Source organism: Hydrogenophaga sp. GW823-FHT04C09 (assembly GCF_058796355.1).
Window position 1 is genome coordinate 575,923 of record NZ_JBXAIO010000002.1, and the last position, 18,429, is coordinate 594,351.

Here is an 18,429-nt window from a genome sequence, read left to right on the forward strand (position 1 = left end):
CCAAAAAAGTGCGCATTGCGGACTTTAACCCAGGTTGCATTGATTCATGTCGGTGATGCTTCGATAATTTGCCCCACACACCGCCCCAACGAACGATGTGCGCAATGCGCACTGAACAGAGACCATGCAAGAAGCACCCATCGACATCAGCGGCCTGACGGCCCCGCGGACCTGGCCCGAAGGCGGCCTGACCCGCATCCCCTACTGGATCTACCGCGACGAGGCGATCCGCCAGCGCGAGCAGGACCGCATCTACCAGGGCGCCACCTGGAACTACCTCTGCCTGGAGGCCGAGCTGCAGCAGGCGGGCGACTACGTCAGCACCTTCGCCGGCGAGACGCCGGTGGTGGTGGCCCGCGACCACGACGGCGAGCTCTACGCGTTCGAGAACCGCTGCTCGCACCGCGGCGCGCTGATCTGCCTGGAGAACGCCGGCCATGCCGAGAACTTCTCCTGCGTCTACCACGCCTGGTCCTACGACCTGCAGGGCAACCTCACGGGCGTGGCCTTCGAAGGCGGCGTGAGCGGCAAGGGCGGCATGCCCGAAGGCTTCTGCAAGGAAGCGCATTCGCCGCGCAAGCTGCGCGTGTCCACCGTCTGCGGCCTGGTGTTCGGCAGCTTCAGCGACGACGTGCCGCCGATCGAGGAGTACATCGGCGAGGCCGTGCTCGGGCGCATCCAGCGCGTGCTGCGCGACAAGCCGCTGCAGATCCTGGGCCGCTTCACGCAGGCGCTGCCCAACAACTGGAAGCTGTACTTCGAGAACGTGAAGGACAGCTACCACGCCAGCCTGCTGCACCTCTTCCTCACGACCTTCGAGGTCAACCGCCTCACGCAGCGCGGCGGCCTGATCGTCTCGGACGACGGCGGCAGCCACGTGAGCTACTCCATGATCGACAAGACCGAAGAGGCCGGCTCGGAGTACCGCGACCAGGGCATCCGCTCGGACAACGAGCAGTACCGCCTGAACGACCCGAGCTTTCTCGAAGGCACGGACGAGGTGGGCGACGGCATCACGCTGCAGATCCTCTCGGTGTTTCCCGGCTTCGTGCTCGGTCAGATCTGGAACAGCATCGTGGTGCGCCAGGTGCTGCCCCAGGGCGTGGGCCAGACCGCGCTGAACTGGACCTACATCGGCTTCGCCGACGACACGCCCGAGATGCGCTACGCGCGGCTCAAGCAGTGCAACCTGATCGGGCCCGCCGGCCTGGTCTCGATGGAGGACGGCTGCGTCGGCGGCTTCGTGCAGCGTGGCACGGTGTCGGCGCAGGAGGACACGGCCATCGTGCAGATGGGCGGCACCAGCACCGAAACGCAGGACACGCGCGCCACCGAAGCCTCGGTGCGCGGTTTCTGGAAGGCCTACCGGGCCCACATGGGGATCTGAGCCGATGAACCGCCTTGAACTCCACCTGGCCGTGAGCCTGCTCAACGCCGCCTACGCCGACTGCATCGACGCCGACCGGCTCGAGGCCTGGCCCGACTTCTTCACGCCCGACTGCTTCTACAGCATCACCACGCTGGAAAACCACGCGCGCGGCTGGGACGCCGGCCTGATCTTCGCCGACTCGCGGGGCATGCTGAAAGACCGCGTCTCGGGCCTGCGCGAAGCCAACATCTACGAGCGCCACAGCTACCGCCACATCGTCTCCGTGCCGGCCCACCTGGCCACCGAGGGCCAGACCGTGCGCACGCGCACGCCCTTCGCGGTCTACCGCGTGATGCGCAACGGCACCAGCCAGGTCTTCGTCACCGGCTGCTACCACGACGAACTGCGCATCGAGGGCGACGGCGAACTCAAGATCGCCCGCCGCGTGGTGGTCTGCGACAGCTCGGTCTTTGACACCCTGCTGGCCATCCCGCTGTGAGCACCGCCGTGTACCGCATCACCACCGCCGACGAGGCGCTGGACTTCGAGTGCGCCGCGCACGAGTCCGTGCTCGCGGCCGCCGAGCGCGCCGGCTGGGCCTTGCCCGCGTCGTGCCGCGCGGGGGTGTGCGGCAGCTGCGAAGGCGAGGTGCTCAGCGGCACGTTCGTGACGCCGGGCCGCCAGGACCTGGGCCCGCAACAGGAAGGCCCCGCCTCGGCGGTGAAGCTGTGCCGCGTGCGGCCCTGCTCCGACCTGCGCATCGCCCCGCGCGAGGTGCACCGGCGCGACCTGGCGAGCGAGAAGGTGATCACCGCCAAGGTGCTGCGCATCGAACGCCCGGCCGCCGAGGTGGCCGTGCTCAAGCTGCGCTTTCCGGCCGGCGTGCGCGCGAAGTTCCGCGCCGGGCAGTACCTGCGGGTGCTGCTCGACGACGGGCAGGAGCGCAGCTTCTCCATGGCCAACCCGCCGCAGCAGAGCGACGGCGTGGAGCTGCACATCCGCTACCTCGAAGGCGGGCGCTTCGCCGAGCAGGTCTTCCACCAGCTGCAGCCGGGCGACCCGGTGCGGCTGCGCCTGCCCCTGGGCGATTTCTACCTGCGCGAGAGCGAGGCCCCGATCGTGTTCGTCGCGGGTGGCACGGGCTTCGCGCCGGTGCAGTCCATCCTCGAGGAACTGCTGAAGAAAGGCACCCAGCGCCGCCTGCACCTCTACGTGGGCGCGCGCACGCCCGAGCTGCTGTACCGCCACGCGCTGGCCCAGCGCTGGGCCGACGCGGGCAAGACGAGTTACGTGCCCGTGGTCTCCGCGGCCGCCGCTGCCGACGGCGGCTGGAGCGGGCGCACCGGCCGGGTGCACGAGGCGGTGGTCGAAGATCTGCCGGACCTCAGCGGCCACGAGGTCTACGCCTGCGGCTCGCCCGCCATGGTGGCGGCGGCGCGCGAGGCCTTCGCGCAGCGCGGCCTCGACCCGGCCCGTTTCTATTGCGACGCCTTCGCGCCTTCCCAGGACGTGGCCATGTAAACGCGTTTCCCGATCCGATCCCACCGACCCCGACCCAACACCGGAGACAACCCCATGAACCGCCGCCCCTTCACCCGCCTCGCCCTGTGCGCCGCCGCGCTGCTGTCCTTCGCCCTGCCGGGCGCCGCCCAGGACGGCCCCTACCCGAACAAGCTCGTCACCGTCGTCGTGCCGTTTCCTGCGGCGGGCACCACCGACTCGATCGCGCGCATCGTGGCCGACAAGCTGCGCGCGCGCTTCCAGCAGAGCGTGATCGTCGACAACAAGCCCGGCGCGGGCGGCAACATCGGCGGCGCGCACGTGGCGCGCTCCGCGCCCGATGGCTACACCCTGTTCGCCAGCCCGCCCGGGCCGCTGGCGATCAACTTCAACCTCTACAAGAGCATCAACTACGACGCGCGCAAGTTCGTGCCGATCACCACCATCGCCAACATGCCCAACGTGATCGTGGTGGGCCCCTCGGTGAAGGCGCGCAACCTGCAGGAGCTGATCGACTACGCCAAGGCCAACCCGGGCAAGCTCAGCTTCGCCTCGCAGGGCAATGGCAGCACCTCGCACCTGACCGCGCTGTACTTCGAGAGCCGCCTGGGCATCAAGATGGTCCACGTGCCCTACCGGGGCTCCGCGCCGGCCCTGACCGATCTGATGGCCGGCACCGTGGACCTGATGTTCGACAACGTGACGACCACGCTGCCCTTCCACCAGAGCAAGCGCGTGCGCATCCTGGCCTCGGCCACCAAGGAGCGCGTGGGCTTCATCCCCGACGTGCCGACCATGCACGAAGCCGGTGTGCCGAACTTCGAGTCGGGCACCTGGGTCACGCTGGTCGCGCCCGAGCGCACGCCGCCGGCCATCGCGCAGACCCTGGCCAGGGAAGTCGCGGCCATCGTGAAGATGCCCGACGTGGTCAAGCAGTTCGAGGCGCTGGGCGCCGACCCGGTGGGCAGCACGCCCGAGGCCACCGCCGCGATGCTGCGCGAGGAGTCGGCGCGCTGGAAGAAGGTGATCGATTCGGCGCAGATCACGCTGGACTGATGCCAGGACACAGGACCTCACCATGAACCAGGCATTGCCGGCGGACGCCGCCCGGACCGTGTGCACCGAATCCGTGGCCGAGGCCTTCCTCGTGCTGCTCAAGGACCGCGGTGTGGACCATTTCTACGTGGGCGCGGGCACCGACACCGCGCCCGTGATCGAGGCCTATGCGCGCGCCGCCGAGGCCGGCCTGGTGCTGCCCGAGCCGGTGCTCATCGGGCACGAGAACCTCGCCATCGGCATGGCGCACGGCTTCTACATGGTGGCGCGCCGCCCGCAGGCGGTGATGCTGCACGTGAGCGTGGGCACGGCCAACGCGGTGTGCGGGCTGTTCAACGCGATCCGCGCGCAGGTGCCGCTGCTGCTCGCGGCCGGGCGCACGCCCTGGTTCGAACAGGGCCGCGCCGGCTCGCGCACCCACGAGGTCCATTGGGCGCAGGAGATGTTCGACCAGGGGGCCATGGTGCGCGAGCTGGTCAAGTGGGACTACGAGTTGCGCGACGGCCACCACGTGGCCGAGGTGGTGGACCGTGCGCTGGGCGTGGCGAGCACCGAGCCGCGCGGCCCGGTCTACCTCACGCTGCCGCGCGAGGTGCTGGCCCAGCCGCACGCCGCCTGCCGCGTGGGTGGCCAGGTGCCGGTGGCCTCGGCCGCCCACCCCGATCCCGAGGCCGTGCTGGCCCTGGCGCGCGCGCTGGCCGCGGCCGAATGCCCGGTCATCGTCTGCACCAGCAGCGGCGCGGACCCGCAGACCGTGGCCCAGCTCAGCGAACTCGCGGACCGCTTCGGCATCGGCGTGGCCGAGAACCGGCCGCGCTACGTGAGCTTTCCGTCCTCGCACCCGCTGCACCTGGGTTACGAGATGGGCGCGGTGCTGCCGCACGCCGACGCGCTGCTGTTCCTCGAAACGGACGTGCCCTGGATTCCCGCCGTCGCCACGCCCCGGCCGGGCGCCTTCGTGGCGCTCGCGGGCAGCGACCCGCTCTTCGAGCGCTACCCGATGCGCAGTTTCCCGTCCGACCTCTGCATCACCACCAACGCCAGCGCGCTGCTGGCCGCGCTGGGCCCCGCGCTCGAAGCCGTGGGCGCGCTCTCGCAGGCCGAGCGGCGCCGCCAGCGCGCGCAGGCGATCGGCGCGGCGGTGCGTGGCGAGATCGCGGCCCGCGCGCAGCGCGACGAGGCGCGCGGCGGCGCCATCAGCAAGCTGTTCCTCTCGCGCTGCCTCGAGGCCGTGCGGCCGCGCGACGCGATCCTGGTCAACGAGTACTCGGCCGTGCGCGAGCAGATGGGTTTCGAGGAAGCCGGCGGCTTCTTCCAGCTGCCGTCCTCGGGCGGGTTGGGCTGGGGCCTGCCCGCCGCGCTGGGTGCGCAGCAGGCGGCCCCGGGGCGCACCGTGATCTGCGTGGTGGGCGATGGCGCCTACCTGTTCGCCAACCCCGCGGCCTGCCACCACGCCGCCGCGATGCACGGCCTGCCCGTGCTCACGGTGGTGTTCAACAACGAAGGCTGGGAAGGCGTGCAGAAGGCCGCCACCGGCATGTACCCCCAGGGCCACGCCGCGCGGCAGGCCCGGGAGCGCCGGCCGGAGCCGCTGTCCTCGCTGCGGCCCGTGCCCGATTTCGAGCGCTACGCCGAGGCCTCCGGCGGTCACGGCGAGCGCGTGACACGGCGTGAAGACCTCATGCCCGCGCTCCGGCGCGCCCTGCACGCGGTGCAGGTCGAGGGCCGGCAGGCCCTGCTCAACGTCATCGGCGAGTAACGCCCGCCGACCCCACGACCCCGGGGCGCGAGCCCCCGAAAGGAATTCCATGGAGCACCATCCGATGCGTGCCGAGGCCTTGCGCACCCTGCGTTTGGACGACACCCCCCTGATGCTGTCGATCGACGGCCAGGCGCGCGAGGGCGAAAGCCGGTTCGAGGTCATCGACCCCGCCACCGCCCAGCCTTTCGCGACCGCCCCCGAGGCCTCGCTGGCCCAGCTCGACGAGGCCGTGGCCGCCGCGCGGCGCGCGCAGCCCGCCTGGGCCGCGCGGCCCTGGGCCGAGCGGCGCCAGAAGCTGCTGGCGCTGGCGGACCTGCTGCTGCAGGACCTGGAGTCGCTGGCCTGGCTGATCACGCTGGAGCAGGGCAAACCGCTGCCGCGCGCCCGCGACGAGGTGGCCCGCGCGGCGGCGCAGCTGCAGCGCCTGGTGGCGCTCGACGTGCCGGTGGAAACCCTGCGCGAGGACGCCCAGGGCCGCGTCGAGCTGCACCACCGCCCGCTCGGCGTGGTGGGCGCGATCACGCCCTGGAACATGCCGCTGGTGCTGTGCGTGCCGAAGATCGTGCACGCCTTGCTCACCGGCAACACCATCGTGGTCAAGCCCTCGCCCTACACGCCGCTGAGCGCCTTGCGCTTCGCGCAGCGCGCGCAGGCCTTGCTGCCCGCCGGCACGCTCAACATGGTCTCCGGCGGCAACGACCTGGGCCGTGCGCTCGCGGAGCACCCGGACATCCAGAAGATCAGCTTCACCGGCTCGGCGGCCACCGGCAGGAAGGTCATGGCCAGCAGCGCCGGTACGCTCAAGCGCCTGACGCTCGAACTCGGCGGCAACGACGCCGCCATCGTGCTGCCCGATGCCGACCCCGAGGCCATCGCGCAGCCGCTGTTCAACGCCGCCTTCGCCAACAGCGGCCAGATCTGCATGGCGATCAAGCGCCTGTACGTGCACGAGCGCCTGCATGGCGCGGTGTGCGAGGCCCTGGCCAAGCGGGCGAAAGCGGTGGCGGTGGGCGGCGGCTTCGAGCCGGGCGTGGTGCTCGGCCCGGTGCAGAACGCGGCGCAGCACCGCATCGTGCTCGGCATCCTCGACGACGCGCGCGAGCGCGGTGCGCGCTTCCATGCGGGTGGCCAGGCGCTGGACCGGGAAGGCTATTTCATCGCGCCCACCGTGGTCAGCGGCCTCGCGGACGACAGCCGCCTGGTGGCCGAGGAGCCCTTCGGCCCGGTGCTGCCGGTGCTGAGCTTCACCGACGTGGACGAGGCGGTGCAACGCGCCAACGCCAGCCCCTACGGGCTCACCGGCTCGGTCTGGGGCCGCGATGTGCCTGCCGCGGCCCGCGTCGCGGCGCGGCTCGAGGTCGGCACCGCCAGCGTCAACCAGCACCTCTGGCTCGATGCCCAGATCCCCTTCGGGGGTGCCAAGCAATCGGGCCTGGGCAGCGAGTACGCCGCCCAGGGCCTCAAGCACTACATGCAGGCGCATGTGGTGAACGCACCGGCGTGAGGCCGCCGCCGCGCTGAGCGGGCACACCTCGATCCACCCACCCACAACATCCTTGGAGACACACCCCATGAGGTTCCACGCACTCGGCGCCATTCCCTTCGCGCTGCTGCCTTTGATCGCGTCGGCGCAGACGTCCAGCGTCGAGCTGTACGGCCGCATCGACCTGGGCGTCAACGCCATCAAATACCAGGGCGAGTCCGGCACCCGCAAGACCCTGAGCAGCGACACCTCGCTGTTCGGCCTGCGCGGCACCGAACAGCTCGGCGGCGGCCTGTCGGCCTACTTCAAGCTCGAGAGCGGCTTCCAGGCCGACACCGGCATGCAGTCCAGCACCACCGCGTTCTTCAACCGCGAGTCCTACGTCGGCCTGCGCGACGCCAAGCTCGGTGCGATCGAACTCGGCGCGCACTGGAGCCCCTTCATCTTCCTCACCGGCAAGACAGATCCCTTTGCCCGCGCGCAGACCGGCGCCCAGCTGTCGATGCTGCAGGGTTCGGCGGTGCGCGGCTACACGCCCATGCTGCCCAACTCGGTGCAGTACCTTTCGCCCACGCTGTTCGGCGGCCTGAACATGCGGCTGCTGGTCCAGATGCGCGAAGACACGCCGAACAAGAACCTCGCGGCCAGCGCCGAGTACACGGCCGACCGCCTGTACGTCGGCCTGGCGACCGACCGCATCGAGGTGGCCCGGGCCACCATCGGCGCGCCGGGCGCGGGTTATGTGTTCAGCCAGACCACCGGCCTGGGCGCCACCTACCGCTTCGACGGTTTCAAGCTGTTCGGTTACCTGCAGCACAACAAGGTCGACAACCTGGCCTCGGCCAAGGGGTACCTGCTGGGTCTGACGGTGCCGGTGGGCGCGGGCGAGTTCCGCGCCTCCTGGATCCAGAACCAGCGCGCCACCGGCGACGCCTCCCTGTTCGCCGTGGGCTATGCGCACAACCTCTCCAAGCGCACCATGCTCTACACCTCGGCCGCCTTGCTGAACAACAGCGGCGCCTCGCGCATCGCGATGTTCCCGTCCAGTCAGGACATGGGCACCCGCGTGCCCGCGCTCGGCCAAGACCTGCGCGGCATCCAGGTGGGCATGCGCCACACGTTCTGATGAAAGAGGCCGGGGCGAGAACGCCCCGGTCGCCGGCCATGGCCGAACCGTCGTTGGGACGCTGCCACTAAAGGACCTCGTTGGTGCCCGCGCGCACCTCGATGCGACCCCAACCTCAAGCATGACGAGCCCTTCTTTTCAGCGCGTTCAACCCATCCCTCCCGATTTGACGGCCGTCAATCTGGCACAACGGTTTGACCGCATGTGCGAACAGCACTGGCTGCCCGAAGACTGGCCCAGGTTGAAGAGAGAGGCCGGGCTTCTCCTCCTCGGAGAGAAACCCGACCTTGAACTGCTGCAGCAACTCCAGCGCCACTATCAGAAGGAGCCTCTTTCTTTCCGCGGGTACTTCAGAAGCGGCGAGGAGTTGATTCGCCACCTGAACCGCGCGCTGGACGGGCTGGAGAACCTGCACGGCCCGCATGACCCTGGCCGCCTGGGCAGTCGGGTGGATGAGGTGCTGGCCATGCTCGGGGAGGGGCCTCAACACGGCCCCATTTTTCGCGATGCGGTGGCGATCGCCTTTGCGAACTTCCTGGGCTACATCGCGGGCACCGCTGTTCAAACCGCCATGGAGCACGCGTTTTGCGATGGCGGTGGCGACCTGACCTACGAAAAACGCGTGGCCGCCGAGCTGGTCAATCGAACGGTGCAGCATGGGGTGCGGTTCGCGTTGCGCGACGTGGCCATTCCGGTGGCCAAGCAGCGCCTGGGGCTGAGAACCCTGAAGGCCCCTGGCCGCGTCCATCTGTGGATTCTCATGGTGACCCTGGTGGTGTGCTCGTTCGATCAGATGGGGCTGCTTCTGTCGAGCCAGCTTCCCCCCGTTCGCCGCAGCGGGCAACGGCAACTGCCCGACGTCTGGGGCAACAGCCTGCAAACCGGGCTGTTCGCGGTCACCGACCTGCTGGCCTCGCTCACGATTGGCTACCTCACCCAGGTCGCGTTCAAAAGCTGGCACCAGCACGATCCCCAACCCTTTGTCGGCCTGCACACCAAGGGCATCACGCACGGCGTTCAGGCCGTTGGCGAAGGCCTGCTGCTGGCGGCCTGGAAGCACCACATGCACCAAGGCTTGTCTCCCAACAACCTGTGCCAGCGCGGTTCGGATTCTGTGGGCTTCCATGATTTTGTCGCCCTGTTCGATGGCATCGAAATCGGCATCTTCTGGCTGATGACCTTCATTCTTGGGTGTATGGACCGGCAGGAGGAGGCACCCCTCACCGGGTTCATCGAGCATTCCGTGAGCAACCTGTCCCTGCCGCAACGGTTGCAAAGGCACCATGGGAACGGGTCACCGGTTCCCATCGAGAGGGAGGGCAGTTCCTCTGGCATCAGCTCTGTGCCTCGCCTGCCCGTGGAGCCCGTTGAACTCCATCGGGGCGGGGCGCAACAGCCAGAGCACAACGCGGCCGACAATGGCGCTGAAACTCAGGCAGTGGGCAACGACAACCAGCACGAAGCCCTCGATGATTTCGATGTGGGTGCGGAGGAGCACGGCGGGATCGGAAACGACGGAGGTGGCGTCATGGTCAACCGCATCACGCCGCCCAATCTTCAACCGCTGAACACCTTCAAGGTGGGGCAGCGGCAACGGCCCTTTGTCTAAGCGCCCACCGCCTTCAATACCTCTTCCGCCGTGCCCGGTGCGTTCATTGCCCCGGGCCGGCCGCCGGCCTGGGCGACCGCGTCGCGCAGCGCCTCGAACACGCTGATCGCCAGCATGAAGGGCGGCTCGCCCACGGCCTTGCTGCCGTGCACGTTGTCCTCGCGGTTGGCCTCGGGCCAGAGTTCAACCTTGAAGTGCGCGGGGATGTCGCCGGTGGCCGGGATCTTGTAGGTGCTGGGCGCGTGGGTCTGCAGGTAGCCCTTGTCGTTCCAGACCAATTGCTCGGTGGTGAGCCAGCCCATGCCCTGCACGAAGCCGCCTTCGATCTGGCCGATGTCGATCGCCGGGTTGATGCTGTGGCCCACGTCGTGCAGGATGTCCACCTTGAGCACGCGGCTCTCGCCGGTGAGCGTGTCGATCGCCACTTCGGTGACCGCCGCGCCGTAGGCGAAGTAGTAGAAGGGCCGGCCGGTGAGGGTGGTCTTGTCGTAGTGGATCTTGGGCGTGCGGTAGAAGCCGTCGCTCCAGAGCTGGATGCGGTTGGCGTAGGCCGCGTGCACCACCTCCTCGAAGCTGCGCGTGGTCTTGGGCGTGATCACCTGGCCGCCTTCGAAGCGCACCGCGCCCGCGCCGCAGCCGTCCAGCCCGGCGACGAAGGCCGCGAGGTTGTCGCGCACGTGGCGCGCGGCGAACTGCGCGGCGCGGCCGTTGAGGTCGGTGCCGCTGGAGGCGGCGGTGGCGCTGGCGTTGGGCACCTTGCTGGTGTCGGAGGCGGTGGAGAGCACGCGCTCGAAGGGCACGCCCAGCTCGTCGGCCACGATGGCGGCGACCTTGGTGTTGAGGCCCTGGCCCATCTCGGTGCCGCCGTGGTTCACCTGCACGCTGCCGTCGGTGTACACGTGCACCAGCGCGCCGGCCTGGTTGAACAGCGTGGCGGTGAAGCTGATGCCGAACTTCACCGGCGTGAGCGAGATGCCTTTCTTGATGACCGGGCTGTCCGCGTTCCAGGCCGCGATCTGGCCGCGCCGCTCGCGGTAGCGGCTGGTCTGCGCCAGCGTGGTCATGAGCGGTTCGAGGATGTTGTCCTCCACCGCCATCTGGTAGTGCGTGACGTTGCGGCTCTCGATGCCGTAGAGGTTGCGCAGGCGCACGTCCAGCGGGTCCCTGCCGAGCGCCTGCGCGATGTCGCTGAGGATGCGCTCGATCACGATCACGCCCTGCGGGCCGCCGAAGCCGCGGAAGGCGGTGTGGCTCTGGGTGTTGGTCTTGCAGCGGTAGCTGGAGATCGTCACGTCTTCCAGGAAGTAGGCGTTGTCGGCGTGGAAGATCGCGCGGTCGGCCACGGGGCCGGAGAGGTCGGCGCTGAAGCCGCAGTTGGCCAGCATCTCCAGGTCGAGCCCGCTGAGCAGACCGGTGTCGTCGAAGCCCACGCGGTAGTGGTAGGCGAAGGGGTGGCGCTTGCCGGTGACCATGAAGTCGTCGTCGCGGTCCAGCCGCAGCTTGACCGGGCGCTGCAGCTTGCGCGAGGCCACGGCGGCCCACACCGCGAGGTGGCCGGCCTGCGTTTCCTTGCCGCCGAAGCCGCCACCCATGCGCCGGCATTCCACCGTCACCGCGTGGTTGTCGATGCCCAGCGCGTGCGACACCCAGTGCTGCACCTCGCCCGGGTGCTGGGTGCTGGAGTAGACCCACCACTGGTTCTGTTCCAGCGGCAGCACGTAGGCGATCTGGCCTTCCAGGTAGAAGTGTTCCTGGCCGCCGACCTCGAACGTGCCTTCGAGCTGGTGGGGGGCGCGCGCGAGGGCGGCGGCCGCGTCGCCGCGCTTCACGTGCACCGGGGGCAGCACGTAGCTGGCCTGGGCATGGGCCTGGTGCACCGAGAGCACGGCGGGCAGGGGCTCGATGTCGAGCTTGACCAGGCGCGCGGCGCGGCGCGCGGTCATCACGTCGTCCGCCACGACCACGGCCACCACCTGGCCGGTGAACTGCACCGTCTCGCTGGCGAACACGGGCTCGTCGTGGGCGAAGGCGGCCAGCGTGGGGTCGCCGGGGATGTCGCTGGCGCCGAAGACGCCGCGCACGCCGGGCACGGCCAGGGCGGCCGAGGCGTCCACGCCGCGCAGCCGGCCGTGGGGAACGGGGGAGCAGACCGGGGCGGCGTGCAGCGTGCCGCGCACCTCGGGGATGTCGTCGATGTAGGTGGCGCCGCCGGCCACCTGGGCGCGCGCGCTTTCATGGAAGCGCGAGACACCGGCGGCGCGCGGGCTCGCGGGCGGCACGGGGGTGGCGGGGCGGGCTTCGGCCACATCCTCGGGCGGGGCGACGGCGTCCGCGCGGGACGAGATCACCACCGGCGCGGGTGTGTTGGGGTTGTTGGGGTCGCGTGCGTTCATGCCAGTGCCTCCAGCGTTGCCGCGTTGAGGTTTTCCAGGTTGATGTGCTGCAGGCCCTGGCTCTCCAGCCAGAAGCGCTGCAGCAGGTTGCCCAGCACGGCCTGTCGGTAGGCGGCGCTGGCGCGCATGTCGGAGATCGGCTGGAACTCGGCGCGCAGCGCGGCCACGGCGGCTTTCACCGCTTCGGGCGTCCAGGGTTGGCCGCGCAGGGCGGCTTCGGTCTGGCGCGCGCGCGCCGGCGTGGCGGCCACACCACCCGCGCCGATGGAGACCTGCGCCACCACGCCGTCGGTCACCGTCATCTGGATCGCGAGACAGACGGCGGAGATGTCGTCGTCGAAGCGCTTGCTGATCTTGTAGGCCTTGAAGGTTTCCCCGGCCGTGGGGCGGGGCACCTTGATCCAGGCCAGCAGTTCGTCGGGCCGCATCACGTTGGTGCGGTAGCCGGTGTAGAGGTCTTCCAGCCGCAGTTCGCGGTGGGCGATGGCGCCGCGTTTCGCGTCCCAGCGCATCAGCACCACGCTGGCGCCCAGGCCGATCAGCAGCGGCATGGAGTCGCCGATGGGCGAGCCGTTGGCCACGTTGCCGCCCAGCGTGCCCGAGTTGCGCACCGGCAGGCCGGCGAAGCGCTGGGCGAAGGTCTGGAGCTGGGGGCGGTCTTTCACCAGGGCGGCGTAGGCGTCGGTGAGCGTCACGGCCGCGCCGATGGCGATGTGGTGGGGATAGTCTTCCACCCGGCGCAGCTCGCGCACGGCGGTCACGTCCAGCACCTGCGCGAAGCGCTTGTGCATCTTGGTGACCCACAGGCCGACGTCGGTGCAGCCCGCGACCACCTGGGCCCGGGGGTGGGCGGCGCGCTGCCGCAGCAGCTCGGTCAGTCGGGTCGGGCGCAGGTAGGTGCTGCCGTCTTCCTGGTTCTTCCTGAGCGACTGGAGCGCCGCCACGGTGGCGGCCTCGTTCACGCCACAGCCCTGGGGCAGCGGCAGGCCGCCCATCTGCTGCGCGGCGTCCAGGATGGGCCGGTAGCCGGTGCAGCGGCAGAGGTTGCCGGAGAGGTCGGCCTGGGCCTGGGCGCGGTCGATGCCCTGGCCGCCCTGGGTGTTCTGGTACATGCCGAACAGGCTCATGACGAAACCCGGGGTGCAGAAACCGCACTGGCTGCCGTGGCACTGCACCATGGCTTCCTGCGCCGGGTGCAGCTCGCCTTCTTCATTGGCCAGGTCCTCCACGGTCCAGACCGCCAGGCCGTTCACCGAGTGCGCCAGCCGGATGCAGCTGTTGATGGCCTTGTATTCCAGTTTCCCGTCCACCGCCTCGCCCAGCACCACGGTGCAGGCGCCGCAGTCGCCTTCGCCGCAGCCCTCCTTGGTGCCGGTGCAGTGCAGTTCTTCGCGCAGCACCTCCAGCAGGGTGCGGTCGGGGGCCACGTGGCGCAGCGTCACGGGCTGGCCGCGGCGCAGGAAGGTCAGGGTTTGTGCGGATATTTCGGTGCTCATGCGTGCCAGCATAGCGCTGCCCCCTTGGCACAACATATGCTCGGCCATATGTCCAAAATGCCCAAAACACCATTCAGTCGCATATGACAAGGGTATGAAATACATGTCCATGTTCGACAAGATTGACCTGCACCTGATTCGCGTGCTCCACACCGTGCTCACCGAGCGCAGCGTGTCGCGCGCGGCGCTGCGCCTGGGCATGTACCAGCCGGCGGTGAGTGCGGCGCTCAAACGCCTGCGCGAAATGGCCGGCGACCCCCTTCTGGTGCGCTCGGGTTCGGGCATGGTGCCCACGGTGGCGGGGCTGCGCATGATCGAACCGGCGGCCGACATCCTGCGCAGCGCCGAGGTGCTGTTCTCCGACGCGCGCAGCTTCGAGCCCGCCACCGCGCGCCACAGCTTCAGCATCGCCGCCAGCGACTACATGGACCCGCTGTTCCTGCCGCAGCTGGTGACCCAGATCAAGAGCCAGGCGCCGAACTGCCCGATCGACATCCACCCGCTCTCGCGCGACTCCGACTACCGCAACCACCTGGCCCAGGGCGACGTGGACGTGGTGATCGGCAACTGGACGCAGCCACCCGACGACCTGCACCTGGGCCGCCTGTTCGGCGACGAGGTGGTCTGCCTGGTCTCCCAGCAGCACCCGGCGGCGCGCCGGGGCTGGGACGTGGAGGCCTGGCTGGGCGCCGAGCACATCGCGCCCACGCCCACCCACCCCGGCGCGCGCGGTTTCGTCGACGAGCACCTGGCCACCCTGGGACTGGTGCGCAACATCACCGCCCGCTGCCCGCATTTCGGGCTGATCCCGGCCATGGTCGCCGGCAGCCTGCTGGTGCTGACCACCGGGCGCCAGTACTGCGACCGTTTCACCGGCGTGCTGCCGGTGAAGGTGCTGCCCAGCCCGGTGGAGTTCCCGCGAATGATGTACTACCAGCTCTGGCACGAGCGCACCCACGCCTCCAAGGCCGGGCGCTGGCTGCGCGAGCAGGTCAAGAGCGTGGCCGCCTCGCTGAAGCGGCCCGACGCCGAGAGCTGACCCCACAAGACCACGAAGGAGACCCATGACCACGACACGACTGCAACTCAGCGGCATCACCAAGCGATATCCGGGCGTGGTGGCCAACAGCGGCGTCTCGCTCACCGTGCAGCCCGGCGAGGTGCACGCCGTGCTGGGCGAGAACGGCGCCGGCAAGTCCACGCTGATGAAGATCATCTACGGCTCGGTGAAACCCGACGAGGGCACGGTGATGTTCAACGGCCGGCCGGTGCACATCCGCAACCCGCAGGAGGCGCGCGCCCTGGGCATCAGCATGGTGTTCCAGCACTTCAGCCTGTTCGACACGCTCACCGTGGCCGAGAACGTCTGGCTCGGCCTGGACAAGTCGCTCACGCTGCCGGAGGTGAGCGCGAGCATCACCGCCAAGGCCACCGAGTACGGGCTGGACATCGACCCCTCGCGCCCGGTGCACACGCTCTCGGTGGGCGAAATGCAGCGGGTGGAGATCATCCGCGCGCTGCTGACCAACCCGCAGCTGCTGATCCTGGACGAGCCGACCTCGGTGCTCACGCCGCAGGCGGTGGAAAAGCTCTTCGTGGTGCTGCGCAAGCTCGCGGCCGAGGGCTGCAGCATCCTCTACATCAGCCACAAGCTGCACGAGATCCGCGAGCTGTGCACCGCCTGCACGGTGCTGCGCGGCGGCCAGGTCACGGGCGTGTGCGACCCGCGCCAGGAAAGCAACGCCTCGCTCTCGCGCCTGATGATCGGCGCCGAACCGCCCGCGCTGGAGGTGCGCGAGCTGCACGCCGGCGCGGCGGTGCTGGAGGTGAACGGCCTCACGCTGCAGAGCGATGACCCGTTCGGCACGCACCTCAATGGCATCGCGCTCACGGTGCGCTCCGGCGAGGTGGTGGGCATCGCGGGCGTCTCGGGCAACGGCCAGAGCGAGCTGCTCTACGCGCTCTCGGGCGAAGACCGCCGCGCCCCGGCCGGCAGCATCCGCCTGGGTGGGCAGGACGTGTCGCACGCCGGCCCGGGCCGGCGGCGCGCCCAGGGCCAGCACTTCGTGCCCGAGGAGCGCCTGGGCCGGGGCGCCGTGCCCACGCTCTCGCTGTCGCACAACCTGCTGCTCTCGCGCAAGGACGCGCTGGGCTCGGGCGGCTGGATCCGCGTGGGCGCGCTCAAGGCGCAGGCGGCCGACATCATCGCGCGCTACAAGGTCAAGGCCAACGGGCCGGACGCGGCGGCCAAGTCGCTCTCGGGCGGCAACCTGCAGAAGTTCATCGTCGGCCGCGAGATCGAGGCCAGGCCCAAGCTGCTCATCGTGAGCCAGCCCACCTGGGGCGTGGACGTGGGCGCGTCCGCGCAGATCCGCGGCGAGATCCTCAAGCTGCGCGACGCGGGCTGCGCGGTGCTGGTGGTGAGCGAGGAGCTCGACGAGCTGTTCGAGATCAGCGACCGCCTGCACGTGATCGCCAAGGGGCGCCTGTCGCCCAGCCTGGACCGGGCCGAAGCCACCATCGAGCGCATCGGCGAATGGATGTCCGGGCTCTGGGACACGGCCGCCACCCACCACAAGAAAGAGGAGACCGCCCATGCTGCGGCTTGAAGTCCGTCCCCAACCCTCGGCGCGCTGGGGCTACGCCTCGCCGCTGCTGGCCCTGCTGATCACCGTGGTGATCGGCGTCATCCTGTTCGCCGTGCTGGGCAAGGACCCGGTGCGCGGCCTGCAGGTGTTCTTCTGGGAGCCGATCAAGAGCACCTACGCGCTGTCCGAACTCATGGTGAAGGCCACGCCGCTGCTCGTCATCGCGCTCGGGCTGGCGGTGTGTTTCCGCTCCAACGTGTGGAACATCGGCGCCGAGGGGCAGTACATCATCGGCGCCATCTTCGCGGCCGGCGTGGCGCTCACCGCCGACAAGAGCACCGGCGCGTGGATCGTGCCCGCCGTGCTGGTGGCCGGCGTGCTGGGCGGCATGTTCTGGGCCGGCATCACCGCGCTGCTGCGCGACCGCTTCAACGCCAACGAGATCCTCGTGAGCCTGATGCTGGTCTACGTGGCGGTGCAGGTGCTCAACTTCCTGGTCTATGGCCCGTGGAAGGACCCCATGGGCTACAACTTCCCGCAGACCAAGACCTTCGAGTCGGTCACGCAGATCCCGAAGCTGATGCAGGGCTCTCGCGTGACCATCGGCCTGCTGATCGCGCTGGCCGGCGTGGCGGCGGTGTGGGTCTTCCTGTTTCGCACCTACGCGGGCTATGCCCAGCTGGTGGGCGGCCTGGCGCCCGCGGCGGCGCGCTACGCGGGCTTTTCCTCGCGCAAGGCGCTGTGGATCGCGCTGCTGACCTCGGGTGGCGCGGCCGGCCTGGCCGGCGCGCTGGAGGTGGCCGGCCCGATCGGCCAGCTCACGCCCTATGTGCCGGCGGGCTACGGCTTCGCGGCCATCATCGTCGCCTTCGTGGGGCGGCTGCACCCGGTGGGCATCGTGTTCTCGGCCATTCTCATGAGCATGTTCTACATCGGCGGCGAACTCGCGCAGTCGCGCCTGGGCCTGCCCAAGTCGATCACCGGGGTGTTCCAGGGCCTGCTGCTGTTCGCGCTGCTGGCCTGCGACACCTTGATTGCCTACCGCCTCGTCTGGAAAAAGTGAGCAAGACATGGAATCCATCGCACTCCTGATCGCCGCCTCGCTCAACGCGGGCACCGTGCTGGCCATTGCTTCGCTGGGCCTGCTCATCAACGAAAAAGCCGGCATCGTCAACCTCGGCGCCGAGGGCATGATGCTGTGCGCCGCGCTGGCCGGCTTCGCCACCGTGGTCCACACCGGCAGCACCACGCTGGGCTTCGCGGCCGGCATGGCGGCCGGGGCCCTGCTCGCGGCCATCTTCGGCGGCCTCGTGATCTGGCTCAACACCAACCAGTACGCCACGGGCCTGGCGCTCAGCCTGTTCGGCGCGGGCTTCTCGGCCTTCGCCGGCACCCGTTACGTGCAGGAAAAACTGCCCGAGCAGACCCGCCACGCGATCCCGCTGCTGGGCGACATCCCGCTGATCGGCCCCGCGCTGTTCCGCCACCACCCCATGGTCTATATCTGTGTGGCGCTGGTGATCGGCCTGATCTGGTTCCTGTACCGCACGCGCGCCGGCCTGGTGCTGCGCAGCGTGGGCGAGAGCCCCGAGTCCTCGCACGCGCTGGGCTACCCGGTGCGCCGCATCCGCCTGGTGGCGGTGATGGCCGGGGGCGCGCTCTGCGGCCTGGCCGGTGCCTATGTGTCCACCGTCTACACACCGCTGTGGGTGGAGGGCATGATCGCCGGCAAGGGCTGGATCGCGCTGGCGCTGACCACCTTCGCCACCTGGCGGCCGGCCCGCGTGCTGCTGGGGGCCTACCTGTTCGGTGGCGTGACCATGCTGCAGTTCCACCTGCAAGGCATCGGCGTCAACGTGCCCAGCCAGTTCCTGACCATGATGCCCTACATCGCCACCATCGTCGTGCTGGTCCTGATCTCGCGCAACCCGACGTGGATCCGCATCAACATGCCGTCCTCGATCGGAAAACCCTTTTACCCGGGCGCATAATCTTTTCTGTTTTTTGCATAGTTTCCGCTCCACCCTTTCCCAACAAAGAGGTTATC

Annotated in this window: 14 protein-coding genes; 12 read left to right on the plus strand and 2 right to left on the minus strand. The window is 69.5% G+C overall.

Annotated features, from left to right (window positions below):
* Positions 1-124: 124 nt before the first annotated feature.
* The 8 genes from AC1Q9M_RS07915 to AC1Q9M_RS07950 all read left to right on the plus strand — a co-directional run bounded on the left by AC1Q9M_RS07915 (position 125) and on the right by AC1Q9M_RS07950 (position 9,905).
* The gene (locus AC1Q9M_RS07915; RefSeq protein ID WP_444688288.1) at positions 125-1,387 is read left to right on the plus strand and encodes an aromatic ring-hydroxylating dioxygenase subunit alpha; all 1,263 of its coding nucleotides are present in this window, start codon (positions 125-127) and stop codon (positions 1,385-1,387) included.
* 4 nt (positions 1,388-1,391) lie between these two features.
* Positions 1,392-1,868 (plus strand): aromatic-ring-hydroxylating dioxygenase subunit beta, encoded by a 477-nt coding sequence (locus AC1Q9M_RS07920; protein ID WP_382323573.1) that lies wholly within the window; start codon positions 1,392-1,394, stop codon positions 1,866-1,868.
* Positions 1,865-2,890: a 2Fe-2S iron-sulfur cluster-binding protein gene (locus AC1Q9M_RS07925; protein ID WP_382323574.1), complete on the plus strand. Its 1,026-nt coding sequence runs from the start codon at positions 1,865-1,867 to the stop codon at positions 2,888-2,890. Before AC1Q9M_RS07920 ends, AC1Q9M_RS07925 begins: the two co-directional genes overlap by 4 nt.
* 54 nt (positions 2,891-2,944) lie before the next feature.
* Positions 2,945-3,925 (plus strand): Bug family tripartite tricarboxylate transporter substrate binding protein, encoded by a 981-nt coding sequence (locus AC1Q9M_RS07930; RefSeq protein WP_382323575.1) that lies wholly within the window; start codon positions 2,945-2,947, stop codon positions 3,923-3,925.
* Between the two features lie 22 nt (positions 3,926-3,947).
* Positions 3,948-5,684 (plus strand): thiamine pyrophosphate-requiring protein, encoded by a 1,737-nt coding sequence (locus AC1Q9M_RS07935; RefSeq protein WP_382323576.1) that lies wholly within the window; start codon positions 3,948-3,950, stop codon positions 5,682-5,684.
* Between the two features lie 49 nt (positions 5,685-5,733).
* Positions 5,734-7,191 carry an aldehyde dehydrogenase family protein gene (locus AC1Q9M_RS07940; RefSeq protein WP_492433199.1) on the plus strand — a complete coding sequence of 486 codons (1,458 nt, stop codon included), beginning with the start codon at positions 5,734-5,736 and terminating at the stop codon, positions 7,189-7,191.
* A gap of 67 nt (positions 7,192-7,258) precedes the next feature.
* Entirely contained in the window at positions 7,259-8,296 is a 1,038-nt protein-coding gene (locus AC1Q9M_RS07945) for a porin (protein ID WP_492433201.1), read from the plus strand.
* Positions 8,297-8,417: 121 nt separating this feature from the next.
* Positions 8,418-9,905: a hypothetical protein gene (locus AC1Q9M_RS07950; protein WP_444688284.1), complete on the plus strand. Its 1,488-nt coding sequence runs from the start codon at positions 8,418-8,420 to the stop codon at positions 9,903-9,905.
* Here AC1Q9M_RS07950 and xdhB read toward each other — a convergent pair.
* Positions 9,902-12,298, minus strand: a complete 2,397-nt coding sequence (gene xdhB / locus AC1Q9M_RS07955; RefSeq protein ID WP_382323581.1) for a xanthine dehydrogenase molybdopterin binding subunit — start codon at positions 12,296-12,298, stop codon at positions 9,902-9,904. The genes AC1Q9M_RS07950 and xdhB overlap by 4 nt on opposite strands.
* Complete coding sequence (gene xdhA / locus AC1Q9M_RS07960; RefSeq protein ID WP_492433204.1) at positions 12,295-13,794, minus strand: xanthine dehydrogenase small subunit; 1,500 nt, start codon at positions 13,792-13,794, stop codon at positions 12,295-12,297. The genes xdhB and xdhA overlap by 4 nt, the downstream gene beginning before the upstream one ends.
* Before the next feature lie 94 nt (positions 13,795-13,888).
* Here xdhA and AC1Q9M_RS07965 point away from each other — a divergent pair, with 94 nt between their 5' ends.
* The 4 genes from AC1Q9M_RS07965 to AC1Q9M_RS07980 are packed head-to-tail and all read left to right on the plus strand — an operon-like array spanning position 13,889 to position 18,373.
* Positions 13,889-14,833, plus strand: coding sequence for a LysR family transcriptional regulator (locus AC1Q9M_RS07965; protein WP_382160492.1), 945 nt, complete (start codon positions 13,889-13,891; stop codon positions 14,831-14,833).
* 25 nt (positions 14,834-14,858) lie between these two features.
* Positions 14,859-16,403: an ABC transporter ATP-binding protein gene (locus AC1Q9M_RS07970; RefSeq protein ID WP_492433206.1), complete on the plus strand. Its 1,545-nt coding sequence runs from the start codon at positions 14,859-14,861 to the stop codon at positions 16,401-16,403.
* Positions 16,390-17,445 (plus strand): ABC transporter permease, encoded by a 1,056-nt coding sequence (locus AC1Q9M_RS07975; protein WP_382323584.1) that lies wholly within the window; start codon positions 16,390-16,392, stop codon positions 17,443-17,445. Before AC1Q9M_RS07970 ends, AC1Q9M_RS07975 begins: the two co-directional genes overlap by 14 nt.
* 7 nt (positions 17,446-17,452) lie before the next feature.
* Positions 17,453-18,373 (plus strand): ABC transporter permease, encoded by a 921-nt coding sequence (locus AC1Q9M_RS07980; protein ID WP_382160486.1) that lies wholly within the window; start codon positions 17,453-17,455, stop codon positions 18,371-18,373.
* Positions 18,374-18,429 lie beyond the last annotated feature (56 nt).